The 20,986-nt window shown below is 65.4% G+C and carries 22 protein-coding genes; 16 read left to right on the plus strand and 6 right to left on the minus strand.

Translation table 11 applies throughout. From position 1 onward, the window contains the following. Positions 1 to 95: 95 nt before the first annotated feature. Together queD and queE are read right to left on the minus strand one after the other, a co-directional pair. Positions 96 to 464, minus strand: coding sequence for a 6-carboxytetrahydropterin synthase QueD (gene queD / locus GOPIP_RS21070; protein ID WP_006371819.1), 369 nt, complete (start codon positions 462 to 464; stop codon positions 96 to 98). Then, the gene (queE, locus tag GOPIP_RS21075; RefSeq protein WP_006371820.1) at positions 464 to 1,105 is read right to left on the minus strand and encodes a 7-carboxy-7-deazaguanine synthase; all 642 of its coding nucleotides are present in this window, start codon (positions 1,103 to 1,105) and stop codon (positions 464 to 466) included. The genes queD and queE overlap by 1 nt, the downstream gene beginning before the upstream one ends. 170 nt (positions 1,106 to 1,275) lie before the next feature. Here queE and GOPIP_RS29935 point away from each other — a divergent pair, with 170 nt between their 5' ends. The 9 genes from GOPIP_RS29935 (at position 1,276) to clpB (ending at position 9,788) form a co-directional block, all read left to right on the plus strand. Continuing rightward, positions 1,276 to 1,503, plus strand: a complete 228-nt coding sequence (locus GOPIP_RS29935; protein WP_354546530.1) for a helix-turn-helix domain-containing protein — start codon at positions 1,276 to 1,278, stop codon at positions 1,501 to 1,503. Between the two features lie 245 nt (positions 1,504 to 1,748). Then, positions 1,749 to 2,273, plus strand: a complete 525-nt coding sequence (locus GOPIP_RS21080) for an 8-oxoguanine DNA glycosylase (protein ID WP_050955302.1) — start codon at positions 1,749 to 1,751, stop codon at positions 2,271 to 2,273. 21 nt (positions 2,274 to 2,294) lie between these two features. Next, entirely contained in the window at positions 2,295 to 2,888 is a 594-nt protein-coding gene (locus GOPIP_RS28855; protein WP_006371823.1) for a hypothetical protein, read from the plus strand. Between the two features lie 311 nt (positions 2,889 to 3,199). Further along, positions 3,200 to 4,135 carry a PfkB family carbohydrate kinase gene (locus tag GOPIP_RS21090; protein WP_168436262.1) on the plus strand — a complete coding sequence of 312 codons (936 nt, stop codon included), beginning with the start codon at positions 3,200 to 3,202 and terminating at the stop codon, positions 4,133 to 4,135. Then, complete coding sequence (locus GOPIP_RS21095) at positions 4,132 to 4,782, plus strand: 7-cyano-7-deazaguanine synthase (protein ID WP_006371825.1); 651 nt, start codon at positions 4,132 to 4,134, stop codon at positions 4,780 to 4,782. The genes GOPIP_RS21090 and GOPIP_RS21095 overlap by 4 nt, the downstream gene beginning before the upstream one ends. Then, positions 4,707 to 5,534: a nitroreductase family protein gene (locus tag GOPIP_RS28860; RefSeq protein WP_138944154.1), complete on the plus strand. Its 828-nt coding sequence runs from the start codon at positions 4,707 to 4,709 to the stop codon at positions 5,532 to 5,534. The genes GOPIP_RS21095 and GOPIP_RS28860 overlap by 76 nt, the downstream gene beginning before the upstream one ends. Positions 5,535 to 5,988: 454 nt before the next feature. Then, positions 5,989 to 6,294, plus strand: coding sequence for a hypothetical protein (locus GOPIP_RS28055; RefSeq protein WP_050955303.1), 306 nt, complete (start codon positions 5,989 to 5,991; stop codon positions 6,292 to 6,294). 193 nt (positions 6,295 to 6,487) lie between these two features. Then, positions 6,488 to 6,916 (plus strand): hypothetical protein, encoded by a 429-nt coding sequence (locus tag GOPIP_RS21110; RefSeq protein ID WP_006371829.1) that lies wholly within the window; start codon positions 6,488 to 6,490, stop codon positions 6,914 to 6,916. A 319-nt stretch (positions 6,917 to 7,235) separates the two neighbouring features. Then, on the plus strand, positions 7,236 to 9,788 hold the full coding sequence (clpB, locus tag GOPIP_RS21115; protein ID WP_006371830.1) for an ATP-dependent chaperone ClpB: 2,553 nt from the start codon (positions 7,236 to 7,238) through the stop codon (positions 9,786 to 9,788). Between the two features lie 219 nt (positions 9,789 to 10,007). On the opposite strand, the gene GOPIP_RS21120 is transcribed toward clpB, so the two are convergent. After that, complete coding sequence (locus tag GOPIP_RS21120) at positions 10,008 to 11,591, minus strand: HNH endonuclease signature motif containing protein (protein ID WP_006371831.1); 1,584 nt, start codon at positions 11,589 to 11,591, stop codon at positions 10,008 to 10,010. A gap of 454 nt (positions 11,592 to 12,045) precedes the next feature. Between GOPIP_RS21120 and GOPIP_RS21125 the strand changes: the two genes are divergently transcribed. The 3 genes from GOPIP_RS21125 (at position 12,046) to GOPIP_RS21135 (ending at position 14,147) form a co-directional block, all read left to right on the plus strand. After that, positions 12,046 to 12,645, plus strand: coding sequence for a DNA-3-methyladenine glycosylase I (locus GOPIP_RS21125; RefSeq protein WP_006371832.1), 600 nt, complete (start codon positions 12,046 to 12,048; stop codon positions 12,643 to 12,645). Positions 12,646 to 12,722: 77 nt separating this feature from the next. Further along, complete coding sequence (locus GOPIP_RS21130; protein ID WP_020169928.1) at positions 12,723 to 13,679, plus strand: oxygenase MpaB family protein; 957 nt, start codon at positions 12,723 to 12,725, stop codon at positions 13,677 to 13,679. 57 nt (positions 13,680 to 13,736) lie between these two features. Next, positions 13,737 to 14,147: a nuclear transport factor 2 family protein gene (locus GOPIP_RS21135; protein WP_006371834.1), complete on the plus strand. Its 411-nt coding sequence runs from the start codon at positions 13,737 to 13,739 to the stop codon at positions 14,145 to 14,147. Positions 14,148 to 14,155: 8 nt separating this feature from the next. Here the strand turns inward: GOPIP_RS21135 and sigK are convergent, their stop codons facing one another. Both sigK and GOPIP_RS21145 read right to left on the minus strand, forming a co-directional pair. After that, positions 14,156 to 14,722 carry an ECF RNA polymerase sigma factor SigK gene (gene sigK, locus GOPIP_RS21140; protein ID WP_006371835.1) on the minus strand — a complete coding sequence of 189 codons (567 nt, stop codon included), beginning with the start codon at positions 14,720 to 14,722 and terminating at the stop codon, positions 14,156 to 14,158. A 241-nt stretch (positions 14,723 to 14,963) separates the two neighbouring features. Then, positions 14,964 to 15,350 (minus strand): TraR/DksA family transcriptional regulator, encoded by a 387-nt coding sequence (locus GOPIP_RS21145; RefSeq protein WP_006371836.1) that lies wholly within the window; start codon positions 15,348 to 15,350, stop codon positions 14,964 to 14,966. 87 nt (positions 15,351 to 15,437) lie between these two features. Between GOPIP_RS21145 and GOPIP_RS21150 the strand changes: the two genes are divergently transcribed. Continuing rightward, on the plus strand, positions 15,438 to 15,848 hold the full coding sequence (locus tag GOPIP_RS21150; RefSeq protein ID WP_006371837.1) for a PPOX class F420-dependent oxidoreductase: 411 nt from the start codon (positions 15,438 to 15,440) through the stop codon (positions 15,846 to 15,848). Here the strand turns inward: GOPIP_RS21150 and GOPIP_RS21155 are convergent. Continuing rightward, positions 15,832 to 16,434, minus strand: coding sequence for a DUF6611 family protein (locus tag GOPIP_RS21155; protein ID WP_006371838.1), 603 nt, complete (start codon positions 16,432 to 16,434; stop codon positions 15,832 to 15,834). The two genes, GOPIP_RS21150 and GOPIP_RS21155, sit on opposite strands and share 17 nt — an antisense overlap. 416 nt (positions 16,435 to 16,850) lie before the next feature. Here GOPIP_RS21155 and GOPIP_RS21165 point away from each other — a divergent pair, with 416 nt between their 5' ends. From GOPIP_RS21165 to kdpB, 3 genes are read left to right on the plus strand one after another with little or no spacing between them, the layout of a single operon-like run. Further along, positions 16,851 to 16,949 (plus strand): potassium-transporting ATPase subunit F, encoded by a 99-nt coding sequence (locus GOPIP_RS21165; RefSeq protein ID WP_081482548.1) that lies wholly within the window; start codon positions 16,851 to 16,853, stop codon positions 16,947 to 16,949. Positions 16,950 to 16,954: 5 nt separating this feature from the next. Beyond that, positions 16,955 to 18,850, plus strand: a complete 1,896-nt coding sequence (gene kdpA, locus GOPIP_RS21170; RefSeq protein WP_006371841.1) for a potassium-transporting ATPase subunit KdpA — start codon at positions 16,955 to 16,957, stop codon at positions 18,848 to 18,850. Further along, entirely contained in the window at positions 18,847 to 20,985 is a 2,139-nt protein-coding gene (kdpB, locus tag GOPIP_RS21175; protein ID WP_006371842.1) for a potassium-transporting ATPase subunit KdpB, read from the plus strand. Before kdpA ends, kdpB begins: the two co-directional genes overlap by 4 nt. Position 20,986: the final 1 nt, after the last annotated feature.

The raw sequence follows: 20,986 nt of genomic DNA on the forward strand, positions 1-20,986 counted from the left end.
TCAGGTCCACGAGCAGCTGATGGTCGGCCCTACGGCTACGCCGCCCATCCAGATCACCATGGCGCCGCCGCCCACGCGGCTGTCAGCTTGCCTACTCAAGCGCCTTCCGTAGCGTGTCCTCGATACACGCAGCCACCGCGCTTGGATTCCCACACGGTGACGCATGTCCTGGGCAGGTCGGCGGGCAACCGGTCCCAGATCCAGATCGCGAGCATCTCACTCGTCGGATTGTCGAGGCCCTCGATATCGTTGAGGCAGTGATGATCGAGTTGCCGATGCAGCCCAGCGAATGCGTGATCGATGTCGGCGTAGTCGAGGACCCAGCCATGTTCGGGGTCGATCGGTCCACGCACGTCGATCCGGACGTGATAGGAATGTCCATGCAGATTGCGGCACTTGTGGCCGTGGGGTACGTGCGGAAGATAGTGTGCTGCTTCGAATTCGAACTCTCGGAAGATCTCCATCAACGGATACCTATGTGCTTGTGCGTCTGGATGCTCAACCGCCACTGGGGATTCTCGAGACAGTAGCGCACAGCAAGAGCCGTATTCTGCTCGACGTCGGGACCATCCATTGGCTGTAGCCAGAGCCGGTCGAATCCCAGGCTCTCGAACCGTGCAGGGTCGACGCCGTCTTGCGGAAAAACGAGTTTCAGTTCATTCCCGCTTGTGATCGCGAGATCGGTGCCGCCTTTGGGGCTGACGCATACCCAATCTAGGCCAGGCACAGTCGATCTGGTGCCGTTTGTCTCGACGGCGACTTCAAAACCGGCCGCATGCAGCCCCTCCACTAGCGGCGCGTCAAGTTGTAGCAGAGGTTCACCACCGGTGCAGACGACAAAGCGGGCGGCTCGTGGGTGCGACGCTCCCTGCCAAGTCGCTGCAACGGCGTCGACGAGTATGTCCGCGCTCGCGAAGACCCCTCCGCCGTCGCCGTTGGTCCCGACGAAGTCGGTGTCGCAGAAGCGGCATATTGCGTCCTTCCGGCCATGCTCTCGGCCGTTCCACAGATTGCAGCCGCTGAACCGGCAGAACACGGCCGGCCTGCCGGTGTTCTGCCCTTCTCCCTGCAGCGTGTAAAAGATTTCCTTCACCTGGTAGGGCATCCGCTTCCCCTCCAACCGGACGTACTGGCCTTCGGGGCACGAACCCCTGGTAGGCGACCGTACCGGAGGCGACTACCGCCGACGTCGATCGACCCGTTGATTAGAATACATGTATTATAATCAGCATGGCTCGGAGTCCGGTTCCGCCCGAAGATCGGGCGCACGGCAAAATGCTGGGCCGACTCATCGCTGAGACGCGGTCAGCGCGTCAGCAATCAGCGCCCCAGCTCGCTGCGCAGTCGAAGGTTTCGATCGACGCCGTGCGCAGCATCGAGTGCGGGCGCGTGCCGCTGCCGTCATTCCTCACCGTTGCGCGATTGGCCGCTGCGCTGGGCTTGAGTCTTGACGATCTAAATTCGCGCGCGGGCGGACCCGCCAGCGAAGAGAGTCGACGATGACGCTGGCCGCGGGCACCTCTGCGATGCACTTGAGTGATGCAGGTCCCTCGATATCATTGAGCCCCTTGGGATTTGAGTCTAGAAATGTGCATTGGGGGCACGTTTGGCAGGTCGGCACGGCGCACTACTGGGTGGCGGTGACTGCGGACGCTGCGGCCGCGCGTCCACGATCACAGCCGGGACGGCACCGACTGGGGCGCGACTTTGTTGAGGAGGTGGCCGCTTGCCTACTAGGCGGTTACGGCATGCCGTTCGAAGTTGGTCTCGCGGGCTTCCATGCGGTGCGCGACGCCGGACTGCTCGCCGGCACGCCGAGCGCGGCGGAGGTAGCGGCCGTGCTGTCGGCCCCTCTTCATGTCGGCGACCGGCAGGTGCGATACCGGTTTCCGCGTCAACGCGCGAGATACCTCGCCGGCGCTCTGTCGAGAATCAGCGAGGTGGACGCCTTGCCGACCGAGGCGCGTGCATTGCGCGACTGGCTGCTGGTGCTGCCCGGCATCGGCCCGAAGACTGCCGGGTGGATCGTGAGAAATCACCTGTCCAGTGATGATGTGGCGATCATCGATGTACACATCCATCGTGCTGCCGTACGCGCTGGTGTGTTCGACCCACGCTGGCAGATCGACAGGGACTATCGCCGAATGGAGGCGTTCTTCCTGGCGTGGGCCAGCCGTGGGGGGGTGCATGCCGCCGACCTCGATGCGATGATCTGGGCCGCGGGCGCGCAAGAAGTGCGAACCCGCAGAGGCGCCCCACGTTATCGTTCGTAAATCACGACCCGAAGGAGGACGATGAGCGGTTCAGATGCACCAGTAAGTAGCGCATCCGGGTACGGTGCCGGGGCGGGCGGTGACGGGGTCGACTGCCATTCGTTGCAACTTGTTCGGACGCTTCAGGCGCCGGTGCCTGACGTTGTCAAGGACCTGCATATCGATGACGTCTGTCATGTTCTGTTACGCGCGGGTCCGCCTGAAGTCGTGGTGATCACCGACGAGCTCGATCGCGATGCCGGCGGCATATTGCCGACGATGGCCCTCCTCAGTTGCTTGCGCCGCGGGGTCGAGTACGTAGCGGTTGTTCGTGCTATCGCTGGCGGTGCCATCGAGCTGAACGTGCAGGCGCGGGACTGCACGACGTTGCGGCGTCTGGTCAAGATACGGCTGGAGCCGGGATGCTCGGTCGCCACAGGCGATCTCCTGACGGTGGAGGCGGCCACCGGAATTGCCGCCGAGCATCGCGTCGCTGTCGCCGGCGGGGCGACCGTCGGCCAATTCGATTGGGATGAGGCGCTGGCCGCATGTCTGGACGAGGGCCTGCGCTTCCGGGCGCAGATTGTGTCGATCACCGACGCAGGTGTGTTGGCGGTAATCCGGGGAGCGCCGTGATCGTCGTCGGTGGTAGCTATCACGAGAGCGTGCTCATTCCAGACAGCGAGCAGTTCGCTGGCAGCGGCCTGCGCGCGGCGGCAGCGATGCCCGCTGGTCGATGTGAGCTGGTAACCGCGGTCGACGAGGCGCACACAACGGACGCGGATAGCGCTTACGCCACCCTCGGCGTGAGCGCGCGAAACGTCGGTCGCGATCAGCGCGTCGGATTCCGGTACACGACACCGATGTCGTCACCGGTGATCGACGGTCCCTCAGCAGTCCTGGACACACCCCTGATGGCGGACGACGGGACGGTGCTGATGTTCGGGATGGTCGAGACCGGGTCCCGCTCGATCCGTGCCGATCGTTTAGTGTTCGACCCCCAGCAACCCCGGGGACTCGAAGCCGCAGCCCTTGCCGGCGTCGAGGCGGACCGGCTGGTGGTGGTCGGCAACGCACGCGAGATCCGCGCTCTGGCAGAGGGCGAACACGACCTGCAGGTCGCTGCGGCCCGCGTGGCCGCGGAGACAGATGCAGTCGGGGTGATCGTCAAAGACAGTGCCCGCGGCTGCCTGGTTGTCGATCGCGCCTCCGACCGGATCGTCCGAGTCGGTGCGTATCCGACCAGGTCGGTGTGGCCGATCGGTAGCGGTGACGTGTTCGCTGCCGGGTTCACCCACGCCTGGGAAGGCGGCGCGACACTGGCCGAAGCCGCTGCGGTGGGTAGTGCCAGCGCTGCATGGTGGTGCGCTACAAGGGTATTCGCGGTGCCCCCGAAAATCCTCGGCGGAACTGACCCGAGCACAATCCACCCGGCAATTGCGTCCGAATTGCCAGCAGCGGACGGGCAGTTCGACGTGTACCTGGCCTCACCGTTCTTCTCGCTGGCCGAGCGGTGGCTAGTCGAAACCTGTCGGAATGCGCTGTCAGGGATGGGGATCACGGTGTTCAGTCCGTTCCACGACGTGGGACCGGGGGGCGACGAGGTCGCTGGGCCCGACCTCGACGGATTGCGCGACTCCAACGCTGTGTTGGCCGTTGTCGACGGCTGGGATCCGGGCACGATCTTCGAAGTCGGCTGGGCGCGTCGACACGAGCTTCCGGTGGTCGGGCTCATCACCGACATCGACAACGATGGCACCAAGATGCTCGTCGGAAGTGGCGTTGAGCTGCATCAAGACCTTTCGAGTGCACTCTACCGCGCAGCATGGGCCGCGCAAGGCGCTGCGCTCTCTCCCGGGCGGGTCAGGGTCCAGTCTCAATGACCGTTGCGGCTGACACCACACCTCCGGAAACTCCCGGTGTTCTACTGTTGTCCGGCGGTTTGGACAGCACTGCGCTCGCCGCGATCTTACGGCCCACCTTATGCCTGGCCATAGCCTACGGACAGCGTCCGGCCGCGGCAGAGACACGCGCGGCTACCGCGGTCTGTCGGGAACTTGACCTCGTCTGCGCCACAATCACATTGGACCTTGCGGCGATCGGCAGTGGGCTTCTCCTTGACGACGGCCCCGCGCCACCTGATGCCGCCAGCCCGGAATGGTGGCCGTTCCGCAATCAGCTTTTGGTCACCGCTGCCGCTGCTGTTGCTCTCAACAATGGCTTGCACGACGTCTACATCGGCACCGTCGCCGGCGACGGGGAACGCCACGCCGATGGCACGCAGGCGTTCTACGACGCGCTGAACACGGTAATGGCGGTTCAGGAGGGAGCAGTGAAAGTACACACTCCCGCGATCGGCTGCTCGACCACAGATCTACTCCGTCGAAGTGGCCTCGGGCCTAGCCAACTCGGCTGGACGACCTCCTGCCACCGCAGCGATACCCCCTGCGGTGCATGCCCGGGCTGCTGGAAGCGCCGTCGGGTGCTGGCCGAGCTGCAGATCCTCGACGAGCGGGACGAGCGCTCGTGAACCCACTAGATCAGTACCATCCGGCGAGCTCGTTCGAGCAGGCCCGACATGTCAGGCCCGGCCCGGTAGGCGGTAGCCGCGCCACATCCGTTCGCCGTTCCCTCGTTGCCCCGACCGACGCTGCCGCCCACTTCATCCAGGTAAGCGACGTCGGACCCAGCCGTCCCTTCGCCGAGGTCGTCGCTGATCGAGTGAGCTCGCGCCGACTGACCCCACCGTCCGCAGAAGAGATAGGACTCGTCATCGCACGTGCGGGACTGAGCCGAGCGACAGCGACCGACAGCACCGGCATGGCAATCGGCAGTCGAGCAGCCCCGTCCGCTGGTGGCAGACATCCATTCGAGCTCGCTCTCCTCGCACGTGACGTCCGCGGTATCCCGCCCGGCCTATGGGTGCTGGACGCGCACGCAGCCGTGCTCCGGCGCGGCACGATCACCGACGAGCGCGCTACGTCCGCGCTCGCTGACATCGCGGACGCGACACACGCTGGCAACCCGCCCGCAGCGGTGTTCGTAGTGGCCGATCCAGCCCTCACGCTGAGCAGATACCCACTCGGCGACTCGCTGCTGTGGCGTGAGGCAGGTGCGCTGCTGATGCTTCTGCACCTTGCGGCCACCGACATCGGGCTCAGCTCGTGCATTGTCGGGACCACCGGACGCCTCCTCGACAACGAGCCGTACCAGGACGGCCCGATCGACCTCGGCTGCGTCTGTCTGGGGCACCTGGCTCCCGATCCAGCCCCCGTGGTGTAAGCCAGCAGATAACGGACAGCCTCGCCAAGACAAAGACACGGCAACCCGTTTCCTCCAGCAGGCTCTGCAAGAACCGGAGATGATCACCGAACTCAAACGCCCGCCGGGCACCCGCGTGCTGGCCCGGCACGGAGCATCGGTCCAGAGTCTGGTCGGTCGCCACCCGAATAGCGCGACCGACTCGTGCGGCGACAGGCGGCAAACATCAACGGCGACTACCGAATCGCGAGTCCGTCCCACACCCCGCGATGTCGTCGAGACCATCGTGTTCCCGCCTCGGACCGTGCACCGCACGCGACGGGATCGACCGTCGACATCACGGGAGCCCACGATGTTCGGCACCACTTCGACATTCGAGGCTTTCAGCACGACGTGTCACCGCTCACGGGCCTCGAACCGGTAGACGAGACGACGAGGTGCCTGAAGAGCTCGACGGTCGTTTACGAGCATGGGTATGCTGACTGCATTGGAGGCGAGGATGATGCGACAGCCGGGCTTGCTCGAGATCATCGACGGCCGCGATGCAGGAGTTGTCACGGCACGGCAAATGATGACGCAGCTCTTGGCCATCGACTACACCGAGGGCTTCAATCCCAACGTGAACAATGCTGCGAGTGACGCTTACGTGCGCGGTAATTGGGACGACATCGAACATGCCTTCGTCACCCGGCGTATCACCTACCGCGAGTATGAGACGCTCTTCCGTGCACTTCGTAGTCAGAGCGAGACAGCCCGTTCGGACGCCAGCCGAATAGTGTGAACTGCGCGGACAACTCACATGGCCGCGCGCCAAAGCCTCTACGATCACCTGCTGCCGTGCTGCGACCGCCTGTGAACCGAGAGCGGGCCCTGCAGCGGCCAGTCGGTAGAGATTGGTCGAATACTGTTGGGCAACAGAGTATTTACTCGTCTTTCAAAGACGCGCATTGTTCCGAAAACGGCAGGAGAAGTCGATGGAGGAGAAGCGAGACGTCGTTGCTGATTTGTTGAACACTACGTTCATGCCCACCGACGCCGGCGAGTACACGGACGGCATCATGGCTATTCTCCGCCGTATCCCTGATGGTTGGGGGCGCGCGGTGAGGGTGTCGCGTGGCTGGTATCCGATCATCGTTGACCTCGATACCCGACTGGCCACGATCGATCCGGAATACAAGGTCTGGCAGGTCAAACAGAAATACGGCGGTCTGCGTTACTACATCGAGTCCAGCAATTGGGAGGATGGCGAGCTAGAGGATCGGCTCAACGACCTCGTCGAGACAGCCGAAGATCTGTCCTACCGCACCTGCGAATGGTGCGGAACCCAAGATTCAACCGTCGACGCCCGTCATCTGAACGCGTGGATCGCCACACTGTGCGACTCATGCACGGCAACCGCATGACCGCCCGCTCGTCGAGGACGTCCGACGAGCGGGATGCGTCTCCCGGTTCACTCAAAAGACGCCGCTGGTTGCCGGTGATGTGATGAGTTCAGTCCAGAAATTGTGACTGTTGTGGTTGGTGTGGCGTTCCAGTCCAGGAATCCAGAAAAGGCGCCGTCCAGTCCAGACTTTGACCGCGCGCGGCACTTGCCGAGTGTGACCCATATCACCAAACTGCATAAGTTGAGCGGAATGCACTCAACCTTGCTCGCGTTGTAGGAGTCGAACGGCCATACTTGAGCCGTACCGACTTAAGAACGTAGAGAAAGGTGCACCCGAAGTGGACAGCTTCACCCCGACCACCAAAACGCAGCAGGCGTTGAGTGCTGCGGTGCAGGCGGCGGCCGCTGCTGGTAACCCCGACGTGCGTCCCGCCCATATCCTGGTCGCTCTGCTCGACCAGTCCGACGGCATTGCCTCGCCGCTGCTCAAGGCGGTGGGGGTCGATCCGTCGACTGTTCGTACGCAGGCCCAGGGCATGGTCGATCGCGCGCCGACGGTGGCCAGCGCCAGCGCTCAGCCGCAACTGTCGCGCGAGTCGATCGCCGCGGTCAGTGCCGCCCAGCAGCTCGCGACCGAATTGAACGACGAGTACGTCTCGACCGAACACCTCGTCGTCGGCCTCGCGACCGGCGACTCCGAGGTCGCCAAACTGCTGCACAATGCCGGTGCGACACCGCAGGCATTGCGTGAGGCCTTCGTCGCCGTGCGCGGCAACGCCCGCGTGACCTCCGAGGATCCGGAGTCGACCTATCAGGCGCTGGAGAAGTACTCGACCGACCTGACCAAGGCCGCCCGAGAGGGCAAACTCGACCCGGTCATCGGCCGCGACACCGAGATCCGTCGCGTCGTGCAGGTGCTCTCCCGCCGGACCAAGAACAACCCGGTCCTCATCGGTGAGCCCGGCGTCGGCAAGACCGCCATCGTCGAGGGGCTCGCGCAGCGCATCGTCGAGGGCGATGTGCCGGAGTCGTTGCGCAACAAGACCGTCATCTCGCTGGACCTCGGTTCGATGGTCGCCGGCGCGAAGTACCGCGGCGAATTCGAGGAGCGGCTCAAGGCCGTGCTCGACGAGATCAAGGGTTCGGCCGGTCAGGTCATCACCTTCATCGATGAGCTGCACACCATCGTCGGCGCCGGTGCCACCGGCGAATCCGCGATGGATGCGGGCAACATGATCAAGCCGATGCTGGCCCGTGGTGAGCTGCGACTGGTCGGCGCGACCACGCTCGAGGAGTACCGCAAGTACATCGAGAAGGACGCTGCGCTCGAGCGCCGCTTCCAGCAGGTCTACGTCGGGGAGCCGAGCGTCGAGGACGCCATCGGTATTCTTCGCGGCCTCAAGGAGCGCTACGAGGTGCACCACGGCGTGCGCATCACCGACTCCGCATTGGTCGCTGCGGCAACGCTTTCCGACCGCTACATCACCTCGCGTTTCCTCCCCGACAAGGCGATCGACCTCGTCGACGAGGCCGCCTCGCGGTTGCGGATGGAGATCGACTCGCGCCCCGTCGAGATCGACGAGGTCGAGCGTGTCGTCCGACGCCTCGAGGTCGAGGAGGTCGCGCTGGAGAAGGAGCACGACGAGGCGAGCAAGGACCGGCTGGAGAAGTTGCGTCAGGAACTGGCCGATCAGCGCGAGAAGCTCAACGAGCTCTCGGCGCGCTGGCAGTCGGAGAAGACCGCCATCGACGCCGTCCGCGACGTCAAGGAACAGCTGGAAAACCTTCGTGGAGAAGCCGATCGCGCCGAGCGTGATGGTGATCTGGGACGGGCCGCAGAGCTGCGGTACGGCCGAATCCCAGGCTTGGAGAAGGAACTCGAGGCCGCGATCGAGAAGACCGGCACCGATCCCGACCAGGACGTGATGCTGCAGGAGGAGGTCGGTCCCGACGACGTCGCGCAGGTCGTGTCGGCGTGGACGGGTATCCCCGCGGGCAAGATGCTCGAGGGGGAGACCGCCAAACTGCTTCGCATGGAACAAGAACTCGGGCACCGGGTCGTCGGGCAGCAGGCCGCCGTGGTGGCGGTCTCGGATGCGGTGCGTCGTGCACGTGCCGGGGTCGCCGACCCCAACCGACCGCTCGGATCGTTCCTGTTCCTCGGACCGACCGGCGTCGGTAAGACCGAGCTGGCCAAGGCGCTGGCGGAGTTCATGTTCGACGACGAGCGCGCGATGGTGCGCATCGACATGAGTGAGTACGGCGAAAAGCACGCCGTGGCACGACTTGTCGGTGCCCCTCCGGGCTACGTCGGGTACGAGCAGGGCGGTCAGCTGACCGAGGCGGTGCGTCGTCGGCCGTACACGGTGGTCCTCTTCGACGAGGTCGAAAAGGCACACCCGGACGTGTTCGACATCCTGCTGCAGGTCCTCGACGAAGGACGCCTGACCGACGGCCAGGGCCGCACGGTCGACTTCCGCAACACCATCCTGATCCTGACCTCAAACCTGGGGTCCGGCGGCGACGCCGATCACGTGATGGCGGCGGTGCGGGCGGCCTTCAAGCCGGAGTTCATCAATCGTCTCGACGACGTGGTGATCTTCGATGCGCTGAGCCCCGAGGAATTGGTGTCCATCGTCGACATCCAACTGGGACAGCTGCAGAAGCGGCTGGCGCAGCGTCGACTGGAACTGCAGGTCACACCGAAGGCCAAGGAATGGCTGGCCGAGCGCGGATTCGATCCGCTCTACGGTGCCCGGCCGCTACGGCGTCTGGTGCAGCAGGCCATCGGCGACCAGCTCGCCCGAGCCCTGCTGGCCGGTGACATCCGCGACGGTGACATCGTTCCGGTCAACGTCAGCGCCGACGGAGAGTCGTTGGTGCTCGGCTGATTTCGCCCAAGAGATGGGCTGTCCCACTGCGGTGGGGCAGCCCATCTCTCATCTTCGGATACGTTTTTTCTGGTGGTCGAGGACCTTCCCCCGATGGCCGAGGTGCCTTTTCCTGGTGGTCGAGGAGCCATTTTCTGGTGGTCGAGGTGCGACGAGCGCCAGCGAGGAGCCTCGAGACCCGGTGAGTCACAGCTGGTTCCATCCCACCGCGAAACACCGTCACCGCGGATAGGTGACGATCACCTGCCCCGTCCGCCGGTTCCGCCACTCCACCCGCCGATCGGTGTAGAGCGTCGGTACCCACTCGGCGAGATGCTTCCGCTGGTGATCAGCCCGGCATAGCGGGATGAGGTCACCGAGCACCGTCCAGCCTCCGGCTTCGGGGTCGGTGTGGTTGAAGGGTCGCCAGTGGTCGAGGTCGCACAGGTGTGAGGGCATGCCGCAGTAGGGGTATCTGCACCAGGCGTCGTTGGCGAGCACCTCAGCGCGCAACGCAGCGCTGGGTGCATAGGTCAATGCCCCAGGGGGTGGCACGGTGTGACCACCGTGTCCGGTCGGATCCGCCGGTGGTGCTTGCGCGCGGTCGGCGATCTGCGCGATCAACGGACCAGCCGTGCGTACGGATTCGGGGTAGTGGATGGTTTTCGCCACGTCGGCGAGGGTGGTGGCGTAGTCGGGGTCGATCGGCCCGTATCCCTGCAACCGGGGCACGAGTATCCCGTCGGGGTCCTTCAACACCGTCAGTACGGGTGCGCCGGGTACGACCAGGGCCCGTCCGAATGCCACCGGCACCTCATCCGGCGTCGGTGGATTCATCGGGTCGGGGATCTCGGGTTCGACGACGGGCTCCACCAACTCGACTTCAGGGATGTCGGCATCGGCGGGTTCGGGCATCAGGTGGTCCCACGCTGCCGCGTCCTCGGCGTCAGCGGGAGTTTCGGCGGAGTCGTTCCTGTCGACAGCACGGCCCTTGGCGCAGTCGTCCTGTCCGCATTCGCAGTCGAGCCGGGCGCCGGGGACGCCGGTGATCTCCCCGAGGGCGATCACCCGCAGTGGCCCGACGCGGCGGGGGTCTTTGCGGCAGGTGCGTTCGTCGATCAAGGCGTTGATCTGGGTGGTGAGGAACACCCCGTAGTGGGCGGGGACGACCGCGTCGAGAGCGGAGTGCCCGGCAACGTCGGGGGTGATGGTCACGTTTCCGACCAGATCGGTGATGGTGTCGCGGTCCTCGATCACACTGTCGGGGTTCATCGAGATCAGTGCGGCGTCGAGTTGTTGCGACAGCACCGGGTCGGTGGTGGCGCGGGATCCGTAATCCAGGACGATCTCTTCGAACGACATCTCGGACTCGTCACCGTCGGTGCTTTCGCTGTCGGTGTCGCTGTCGGTCTCGGTGTCCGCGCCACGTTGGGCGGCGCGCGCCATGATCGAAGCCCGGTTGGTGGAGAGTTCCCCGTTCAGATAGGCGGCACGGATCAGCGGTAGCTTCTCCAGGAGGTCCGCCAGCGCTATCCAACTCCCGGCTTTGCTGCGGGAGACCTTGAACTGCAACGACACCTCGGCCCGGCCGAGTCTCTCGGCATGCTCGACGACGGAACCCCACACACCGGTCTCGGGCCGCCCGGCCAGATGCTCGTGAAATACCCGCTCCGCCAGCGCGGCGGCAGTCAGCACCGTCCGGGCTTCGTATTTGCGGGACTCGCGTAGCAGGTCCGGGCCGGTCTCGGTGAGCTCATCGCGTGTCATGGCTGTGATTGCGGCAGCGTCGGCTTCCGGGTCGGTGAACGTCAATGTGGTCGACATCCGAACAACCTCCCCTCCCGCGATCGGACTTGATGAGAACAAGTGTACGAAGGGGTACCGACAAAACCGGCGCGACGAACGCCAGGCCGGAGAAATCTGTGGACAACTTTTTCCGACGCGTCGAGTGGGCGCTCCATTGCGTCGAGTGGGTAGTGGATGTGGTTGCGATGCTTGTCATCTCGCCGGGTCTCGAGGCTCGCCGCACGCGGCTCGCACCTCGACCACCGATAAGAACGACACCTCGACCTTTGGAAAGTGGGACACGTTGACCACCGATAAGAAGGACACCTCGACCATCGGTCGAGCGGGCCTCGACCCTGCCTCGATCCTCCGTCGGCGTGTTCGAGCTGAGAGTGGTAGTGCCATAGCGAAAAGTCGCAGGCCTCTCGGTGGCTACGATCGATTTGTCGGACCCGACAGATACGTTCGCCGGGTGGAACGCGAGGAGAGTGGAATGTCGGATGTGATCGTCGGGGACGACGGGATCTCCCGTTGTACCTGGGCGGCTCGGGAGCCCGAGACCACCTACCACGACACCGAATGGGGATTCCCGCTGTCGGGGGATACCGCCCTGTTTGAGCGGGTGTGTCTCGAGGGATTCCAGTCGGGGCTGAGCTGGCGGACCATCCTCACCAAACGGGAGAACTTTCGGAAAGCGTTCAGTGGCTTCGACATTGCGACGGTTGCTCGCTTCGGTGAGGCCGACGTGGCGCGGCTTCTCGGTGACGCGGGCATCATCCGGCATCGCGGCAAGATCGAGGCGTCGATCAACAATGCGCGCCACGCCGAGGATCTCATCGACGCCGAGGGCTCGCTCGAGGCGTTCTTCTGGCGGTACGCACCCGACCGGGACCATGTGCCGGGCTCGATGACGACCTCTCCCGAATCGCTGGCGCTGTCGAAGGATCTCAAGAAGCTCGGGTGGCGGTTCGTCGGGCCGACGACGATGTTCGCGCTGATGCAGGCCGCCGGATTCGTCAACGACCATGCGTTCGACTGTGCGATCCGGCCGGTCGTCGATGCCGCGATCTCCGCACACCCGCGACCGGCGTGAGGTGATCGTTGACCGACGGCAGGGCGTGAGAGTAGCGTCACATTTGGTAACAGTTGTATCCAGATAGGGGCTGGGTCATGGTGAGCGCAACGACGACCCGAACGGCGCCGGTCGGCCGCCGACATCCGACGACGATGCTCGACCTGATCACCGTCGAGGGTCTCACCAGCGGCGTCGCGAACATCATCATGCAACTGTCGTTGCCGCCGGTCGGTGCGGGCGTCAACGAGAGTCGCGTCGTGTCCGGTAGCCCGCGGCGGTATCCGATGAAGCGCACGCGCACCACCGGTACCTATCTCGCGGTGGCGTTGCTCGGCACCGAGGATGAGAAGAATCAGCTGCGCGCAGAGGTCGCGCAGATGCACAAACCCGTCGTTTCCACCCCGGACAGTCCGGTGCGTTACAGCGGCAACAGTCCTGACCTCCAATTGTGGGTCGCTGCTTGCCTTTTCCGCTTCTATCTCGACCAGTACACGATCCTCTACGGCGATCTGACGACCGCCGAGCTCGACGTCCTCGTCCGTGCCGGTGAACCGCTGGCCACCGGCGTCAACGTGCGTCCGGCGTCCTGGCCGCAGACGTGGGCGGAGTTCACCCAGTATTGGGAAGGCATGCAATCGCACCTGTCCATCTCCGCAGAGGTGAAGCGGGACTTCGAGACGCTGTCGAACATGGAGTTCGTTCTCGAGGCGTGGGGGCCGCTCGGACGTCCGTTCCCACTGTTGCTGGGCAAGCACTACCAATTCATGACCCGCGCGAACCTGCCGCCGCGATTCCGGGAGCTGATGGGGTGGGACTGGACCGATCGCGACCAACGCAACTTCGACCGGGCGCTGGCAAGGATGCGCGTGCTCGACCGCGTCGGCGGACGTCAACTCGCCTTGGGTTTGCTGTGGTCGTACATGATCGACTTCCGCCTTCGTCGGCGACTTGGCATCCCGGTACTCGGCACACTCCGCGTGACGCAGATCCCGATCCGCGACGGCGGCGGTGTGCGACGGCTGGCGCGGCGCTGGTGGCGTCAGGTGCAGTAGGGCGGCGTACCACGACGGTTTGACTTCAATCGAGCTTGAGGTCTTACCGTCGTTGTCATGACGAACCACGGTGATAGGCCGTACCTCGCGCCCGCCCATCCGGACGCGCTCGACGTGGCACATCGACTCGTCGCCGCGCTACAGCTCGGAATGGACCGCTCGGACGCGGATGCCTACGACGCGATGTTCGCCGCCGACATTCTTTGGGGATCACCCAAAGGTGCGGTATTGCAAGGCTTCTCCACCTTGAACTGGATTCATCAGCGGCTGTTCGCTCAAGCCGTGGCGCCACCGTCGGACTTCTCGGTGGCGCAGGCCGCAATGATCGCGCCCGGAGTGGTGGTTGCCCAGATCGGACGCCACGCACGCGGGGGTGGATTCTCCGAGATGGCGATGTACGTGCTGGTCGAGCGGGACGGACGATGGTGGGTGACAGCCGGTCAGAACACCCCGATCGCTGATGATTGAGCCGGCTGCTACGCCGCAACGCCCGACATCTGCGGGGCAAGTCGCTTGAGTCCCTGGCGGATTCGAGACTTGACGGTCGGTAGCGCGACGCCGAGACGATCGGCCACCTCCCGGTAGGTCAGCCCCTCGAAGTAGGCGAGCTCGATCGACTCGCGCTGCAGTGGGGTGAGAACCGACAGACTCGATCGGATCTCACGATTCGTATCGTGACGCTCGGCGAGTTCGCTGACCACATCGCGCTCGACCCGCGAGCCGAGATCGGCTGTGCCGTAATCGATCGTGCGGCGCCGGCTCGCTGTCTCCGACCGCACGCGATCCACCGCGCGACGATGCGCGAGGGTCATCAGCCAGCTGATCGCCGAGCCGTTACCGACGGCGAACCCATCCGCCGAGCGCCACACCGCGAGATACACCTCCTGAGTGGCTTCCTCGCTCATTCCGGCGTCGCGCAGCACACGACGGGTCATGCCGTAAACGCGTGCCGAGGTGAGGTCGTAGAACCGCCCGAAGGCCACCTGATCGCCGGAGCCGACACGCGTCAAGAGCACGTCGAGATCGTCGTCGTGTGTGCTCATCGGACTCCTTAAATGCCGGGTGGTCAGACATCCGATGTGGATTCGGTGGCGAATCACCGGTGTCCGGCCTCTGCGTCTCGACGCTATGTACCGATTCGGGTTGCCACCACGGCCCGTGACCAAACGCGACGGATTAGCAACGCGGATAACGGTTTGATAACGCCGAGCTCGCGACGGCGCTGTCGGGGGTGGGAGGCGCTGTCGGCGTGCTGGAGGGCGCTGTCGCGGGTAGGGGCGGACGTCACCACCGCGAGGTCGGGTTGCGCATCGCGCAGGCCACGCACTGCCGAGCGGCCGGTAGCACCCCCAGGCGTTCTGCGCCGATCGGCGAGCCGCAGGTCTCGCACCGCCCGTACTTGCCGTGGCCGACGCGCTCGAGGGCTGCGTCGATCTCGACGAGGCGCGCCCGCGATCGCTCGACCTGGGCCACCAGCTGGCCGCGTTCCACCGCGAGCGTCGAACCCTCGGGGTCGTGCTCGTCGTCGGCGGCCTCGTCGGCCGTCGCCTCGATGACCGCCGAGAGTCGTTGTGACAGAGCGTCGATCAGTGCCGCGGTGCGTGCGCGCTCGGCGCGTAGCGCCTCCCGTGACGGGTCGCTCCTGTCTCGCCTATCGCCGTCCCGGTCCATCGTTACTTTGTACGCCCACACCGCCGGCGCCCACGTGACTTGCACCTTCTGCGAAGTTCGCGGCGGGCGCAGCTCTACGATGGACCCGTGACCAGCGACCCGCACGGCAACACCGGCGCGCCCTTCGACGCCGCGACCACCGCCAAGTTCGTCCTCCTGACGACCTACCGCAAGGACGGCACCCCGGTGTCCTCACCGCTGTGGGGCGTCACCGAGGGCAACGAGATGTTCATGTGGACACCTGCCGACTCGTGGAAGATCAAACGTCTTCGCCGTGATCAGAAGGTCGTCGTCCAGGCGTGTGATCGCATGGGAAAGACGTTGGAGGGCAATCCGGTTGAGGGTCGGGCCGAGCTGCTCGACGAGGCGGGCACCGATCGCGCCAAGAAGTTGTTGGTCGGAAAGTATGGGCTACTCGCCCGACTCGTGATCGTCGGCAGCAAACTGCGTCGCGGATCAGCAGGCACCATCGGGTTCGCGATCAGGCCTGTCGCCTGAGGGCCGAGTTGTGGCGCCGCTCCGGTGTCTGGGTGCTCGCCTTGCGGAACCGCGGTCGCTCGAACACCGGCTTGTCCGGGGTGGTCAGCCGCAGGGTCTGGGCCATGTCGGTGTGACAGCTCGCCCAGATGACCTCGTACTCCACCTCGTCGATCCGACCGTCGCGCAGGTCGGAGTCGGCATCGCGTAGTCGCGCGGAGATGCGCCGGATCAGCGCGATGTTCGACAGCGACGTCAGGTCGGCGTCGGGACCCGTCCAGCCCTCGACGGACACCGAGGCCGTACGGATGCCCCGGGTGCGTTCGGCGACCACGATCACCAAACCCACCGACACCGCGATCGCCACCGCAAACGCGACGACGAGCGCGGAATTGACGTATCCGCAGATGAAAGCCGTGCCCAGGACGATGGCTGCGACGATCGCCGGAAGCCAGCGCCACGCCCGCATCCAGCGGCGCTGTTCGACAGAGGTCCCCGGCGGGTAGAGCACCATCCGGTCACGGACCCACTGGCGGGCGTAACCGATCTGCACGTATCCCCATCGATAGTCGCCGGCGACGATGCGCCGCGGTGCTGTGCTGCTCATGACCTCAGGTCTAATCCGCGGCTCATCGCGCGGTAAGGGGTTCTCACACGATCTCGACGCCGTGCGCTGGGATTTTGACGCGTCCTTGACGCGCACCGCGAGCTGTTCGGAGGCCCTCGAGCGTCGTGGCCCGATGATCGACGAGCCGGCCGTCGCACCCCCTGATGAGAAGGTCGCGTCAACATTGCCTGCCCGCGCGTATTGATCGCGTTAAGGCACTTCGTCCGATCGGCATCGGGAGCGCAGAGTGGTCCTGCGCACCGGCCGCCGGCCGGTGCATCGGCATGGCCGTCGGTTGACTCGACGGTTGCGGTGTGAGGAGTGAGAGTGGCTGACTTCCTGTACGTTCTCGCCGCATTGGTGGGCTTCGCGTTGTGCGTGCTCGCCGTGCGCGCCGTCGACGTGAGGATCCGGCGATGACCGCCGACGGCGTGATCAACGCCGTCCTGCTGGCCCTCGCGGTGGTGACGGCCGTCTACCTGATGGTCGCGCTGATCTTCCCGGAAAGGTTCTGAGCCCGATGAATCCCGCTCTGGCCGCCACCTTGCAGGTGGCGCTCCTCCTCGTGGTGCTGGGCCTGGCCTATGTGCCGCTGGGCGACTACATGGCCTCGGTCTATCGCAGCGAACGTGACCTCGGGGCCGAGCGAGTGCTGTATCGCCTCGCCCGGATCGATCCGAAGCGCCAACAGACCTGGGTCGGCTATGCGCTTGCGGTGCTCGCCTTCTCGGTCGTCAGTGTTCTGTTCCTCTATCTGCTGCAGCGACTTCAGGGTGTATTGCCCTGGGCCGACGGCAAACCCGGGATCAACCCGGCGACCGCGTTCAACACGGCGGTCTCCTTCGTCTCGAACACCAACTGGCAGTCGTACTCACCCGAACAGGTGATGAGCAACCTCACCCAGATGATCGGTCTGGCGGTACAGAACTTCGCGTCGGCGGCGGTGGGCCTCGCGGTGGCCGTCGCGCTCATCCGCGGACTGGTGAACCGGCGCGGCGATGGTCAGCTCGGCAACTTCTGGGTTGACCTCGTCCGCGGCGTCATCCGAATCCTGTTGCCGCTGAGCATCATCATGGCCGTCATCCTGATCACACAGGGTGCCGTCCAATCGTTCAAGACCGGCTTCGACTTCACCACGCTCAACGGTGCGTCGGCACACAGCGTCGTCGGACCGTTCGCCTCACAGGAGGCGATCAAGGAACTCGGAACCAACGGCGGCGGAACCCTCTCGGCCAACTCGGCCCACCCCTTCTCCAACCCGACGCCGCTGAGCAACATCGTGGAAATCATTGCGCTGCTGATCATCCCGGTGTGCCTCACACGGACCTACGGCACGTTGGTCGGTGACCGGCGTCAGGGATACACCCTGCTCGGTGTGATGGCCTCACTGTGGGGCATCATGCTGGCCGTCTCCTGGTACTTCGAGTCGCGCACCAACGGTGTGGCCGCGCAGGTCGCGGGAGCAATGATGGAGGGCAAGGAACAACGATTCGGCATCCCGGCGTCGGTGTTGTTCGCGGTGTCGACGACGGGAACCTCGACCGGCGCGGTGAACTCCGCCCACGACAGTTTCTCCGCCGGTGGTGGCGGTGTGTTGCTGTGGAACATGCTGCTCGGCGAGGTCGCGCCAGGCGGCGTGGGCTCGGGACTCTACGGAATCCTGATGATGGCGGTGGTCACCGTCTTCGTCGGCGGACTGCTGGTCGGACGGTCTCCGGAGTTCCTCGGAAAGAAGGTCGGGCAGAACGAGATCACCATGGCAGCCCTCTATGTGCTGGTGATGCCGGCACTCGTGCTGATCGGTGCGGGCATCACGGTGGTCCTCTCCTCGACGCTCGACGCGCAGGGCAACGGTGGGTCGCCCGGAACCGCGGGGTCGATCCACGGATTCAGTGAGGTGCTCTACGCGTTCGCGTCGGCGGCCAACAACAACGGCAGCGCATTCGGTGGGCTGACCGTGACCAGCGACTGGTTCCAGAGCTCGTTGGGCTTCGCGATGCTCCTCGGTCGGTTCCTGCCGATCGTGTTCGTGCTGGCGCTGGCCGGTCTGCTGGCGCGCCAGCGGCCGCGGGGTGCGAAGGCCGATGGGCTGGAACCAGCACCGGGGCAGGAGGTCTCGAGGCTCGGCGCCGGGGCGCCTCGCACCTCGACCAGCGGTCAGGGGAGAGGTGGCGACGCAGTGAGTGCCGGGGCGCCTCGCACCTCGACCAGCGGTCAGGGGGCGGCCGATGGTGACGACGCAGACGCCGACAGCCGTGGCGCGGTCGCGCTCGAGGCCCGCACCGACACCGCATCGACCCTACCGACGCACGGACTCCTGTTCGGCGCGTTGTTGTTCGGAACCATCCTGCTCGTCGCAGGACTCACCTTCTTCCCGGCCATGGCGCTGGGACCGATCGCGGAGGCAGCTCTGTGAGTGTGGATACGATCGACCGGACCGACGGCGGGCACAAGCCCACCGACGAGTCCGCCGATGCCCCGGAACTGGTGTCGGGCGGTGCATTCGACGCCCGCAGCCTGATCACCTCGTTGCCGCAGGCGGCGCGCAAACTGAACCCCAAGGACCAAGCGCGCAACCCGGTGATGTTCGTGGTGTTCCTCGGCGCCATCGTCACCACGGTGCTCGCGATCTGGCGGCCGTCGTGGTTCTCCTGGCTGATCGCCGCATGGCTGTGGTTCACGGTGATCTTCGCCAACCTCGCCGAGGCGGTCGCCGAGGGACGCGGCCGTGCACAGGCGGACAGTCTGCGAAAGGTCAAGCGCGACACCATGGCCCGACGGATCGGCGCCGATGGTTCGACGGTCTCGGTATCGGGCAGCGATCTCGTGGTCGGCGACCGGATCATCGTCGAGGCCGGTGAGGTGATCGCCGGTGACGGCGACGTCATCGAGGGCATCGCGACCGTCGACGAGTCGGCGATCACCGGCGAATCCGCGCCGGTGGTTCGCGAATCCGGTGGGGACCGATGCGCGGTCACCGGTGGCACCGTCGTGCTGTCGGATCGCATCATCGTCAAGATCACCACGGCGCCGGGAGAGACGTTCGTCGACCGAATGATCGCGCTCGTCGAGGGCGCCGCCCGCAAGAAGACCCCCAACGAGATCGCGCTGGACATCCTGCTCGCGAGCCTGACGGTGATCTTCCTGCTCGCCGTCGTCGCGGTCGGTCCGATGCAGCAGTACGCCGGGCAGAGCCCCGATCCGATCAAGTTGATCGCGCTGCTGGTCTGCCTCATCCCGACGACGATTGGGGCGCTGCTGTCCTCGATCGGTATCGCCGGGATGGATCGACTGGTGCAACGCAATGTGCTGGCGATGTCGGGCCGGGCGGTCGAGGCCGCCGGCGACATCGACACCCTGCTGATGGACAAGACCGGCACGATCACCTTCGGTAACCGGCGGGCCACCGAGATCTTCCCCGGCCCCGACACCTCCACCGCCGACCTCGCGTCCGCCGCGTATCGGTGCAGTCTCGCCGACGACACCCCCGAGGGCCGCAGCATCGTCGATCTCTGTCTGCAGGAGCATCAGGTGACCCCGATGGCCGCCGATGACGCCGACGCGGCGCGCGGTGGTGTTCACCCGAACTACGACGTCGTCGCCTTCACCGCCGAAACCCGCATGAGCGGAATCGATCTGCACGACGGCCCGTCCGACGTCGCCTACCGCAAGGGCGCCGCCGACGCGGTGACCCGCTGGATCGGCCGGCTCGGCGGCTCGGTACCGGAGGTCGTCACCGATCGCGTCGCGGAGATCTCGCAGGGTGGTGGCACGCCGCTGCTGGTCGCCGTCCACGACGTCGACGGCGCACGCATCCTCGGTACCATCCAGCTCTCCGACGTGGTCAAGCCCGGAATGCGCTCGCGCTTTGCGCAACTGCGGGCGATGGGCATCCGCACGGTGATGGTCACCGGTGACAATCCGTTGACCGCCAAGGCGATTGCCGACGAGGCCGGGGTCGACGACTTCGTCGCCGAGGCCACCCCGGAGGACAAACTCGCCCTGATCCGGTCCGAGCAGGCAGGCGGACGGCTGGTCGCGATGACCGGCGACGGCACCAACGACGCCCCGGCGCTCGCGCAGGCCGACGTCGGGCTGGCGATGAACACCGGGACGTCGGCAGCCAAGGAAGCCGGCAACATGGTCGACCTCGATTCCGATCCGACCAAACTGATCGAGGTCGTCGCCATCGGCAAGCAACTGCTGATCACCCGCGGCGCGCTGACGACGTTCTCGCTGGCCAACGACCTCGCGAAGTACTTCGCGATCCTGCCGGCGATGTTCGCGGTCATCTATCCGCAACTGCACGTGCTCAACATCATGCACCTGCATTCGGCGCAGTCGGCGATCGTCTCGGCGATCGTGTTCAACGCCCTGATCATCGTCGCGCTCATCCCGCTGTCGTTGCGTGGCGTCAAATACCGGCCCAGCTCGGCCTCGCGCCTGCTCGGCCGCAATCTACTGATCTACGGCCTCGGTGGCGTCGTGTCACCGTTCCTCGGCATCTGGCTGATCGATCTCGTGGTCCGTTTCCTTCCGGGAATGGGGTGAG

It is taken from the genome of Gordonia polyisoprenivorans NBRC 16320 = JCM 10675, from assembly GCF_000241325.1.
In the GTDB taxonomy this organism is placed as follows: Bacteria; Actinomycetota; Actinomycetes; order Mycobacteriales; family Mycobacteriaceae; genus Gordonia; species Gordonia polyisoprenivorans.

Bases quoted from the DNA above. Each gene is read 5' to 3' on its own strand.
- queD (WP_006371819.1), bottom strand. From the start codon at position 464: ATGGAGATCTTCCGAGAGTTCGAATTCGAAGCAGCACACTATCTTCCG.
- queE (WP_006371820.1), bottom strand. From the start codon at position 1,105: ATGCCCTACCAGGTGAAGGAAATCTTTTACACGCTGCAGGGAGAAGGG.
- GOPIP_RS29935 (WP_354546530.1), top strand. From the start codon at position 1,276: ATGCTGGGCCGACTCATCGCTGAGACGCGGTCAGCGCGTCAGCAATCA.
- GOPIP_RS21080 (WP_050955302.1), top strand. From the start codon at position 1,749: ATGCCGTTCGAAGTTGGTCTCGCGGGCTTCCATGCGGTGCGCGACGCC.
- GOPIP_RS28855 (WP_006371823.1), top strand. From the start codon at position 2,295: ATGAGCGGTTCAGATGCACCAGTAAGTAGCGCATCCGGGTACGGTGCC.
- GOPIP_RS21090 (WP_168436262.1), top strand. From the start codon at position 3,200: ATGGTCGAGACCGGGTCCCGCTCGATCCGTGCCGATCGTTTAGTGTTC.
- GOPIP_RS21095 (WP_006371825.1), top strand. From the start codon at position 4,132: ATGACCGTTGCGGCTGACACCACACCTCCGGAAACTCCCGGTGTTCTA.
- GOPIP_RS28860 (WP_138944154.1), top strand. From the start codon at position 4,707: ATGCCCGGGCTGCTGGAAGCGCCGTCGGGTGCTGGCCGAGCTGCAGAT.
- GOPIP_RS28055 (WP_050955303.1), top strand. From the start codon at position 5,989: ATGCTGACTGCATTGGAGGCGAGGATGATGCGACAGCCGGGCTTGCTC.
- GOPIP_RS21110 (WP_006371829.1), top strand. From the start codon at position 6,488: ATGGAGGAGAAGCGAGACGTCGTTGCTGATTTGTTGAACACTACGTTC.
- GOPIP_RS21120 (WP_006371831.1), bottom strand. From the start codon at position 11,591: ATGTCGACCACATTGACGTTCACCGACCCGGAAGCCGACGCTGCCGCA.
- GOPIP_RS21125 (WP_006371832.1), top strand. From the start codon at position 12,046: ATGTCGGATGTGATCGTCGGGGACGACGGGATCTCCCGTTGTACCTGG.
- GOPIP_RS21130 (WP_020169928.1), top strand. From the start codon at position 12,723: ATGGTGAGCGCAACGACGACCCGAACGGCGCCGGTCGGCCGCCGACAT.
- GOPIP_RS21135 (WP_006371834.1), top strand. From the start codon at position 13,737: ATGACGAACCACGGTGATAGGCCGTACCTCGCGCCCGCCCATCCGGAC.
- sigK (WP_006371835.1), bottom strand. From the start codon at position 14,722: ATGAGCACACACGACGACGATCTCGACGTGCTCTTGACGCGTGTCGGC.
- GOPIP_RS21145 (WP_006371836.1), bottom strand. From the start codon at position 15,350: ATGGACCGGGACGGCGATAGGCGAGACAGGAGCGACCCGTCACGGGAG.
- GOPIP_RS21155 (WP_006371838.1), bottom strand. From the start codon at position 16,434: ATGAGCAGCACAGCACCGCGGCGCATCGTCGCCGGCGACTATCGATGG.
- GOPIP_RS21165 (WP_081482548.1), top strand. From the start codon at position 16,851: ATGACCGCCGACGGCGTGATCAACGCCGTCCTGCTGGCCCTCGCGGTG.
- kdpA (WP_006371841.1), top strand. From the start codon at position 16,955: ATGAATCCCGCTCTGGCCGCCACCTTGCAGGTGGCGCTCCTCCTCGTG.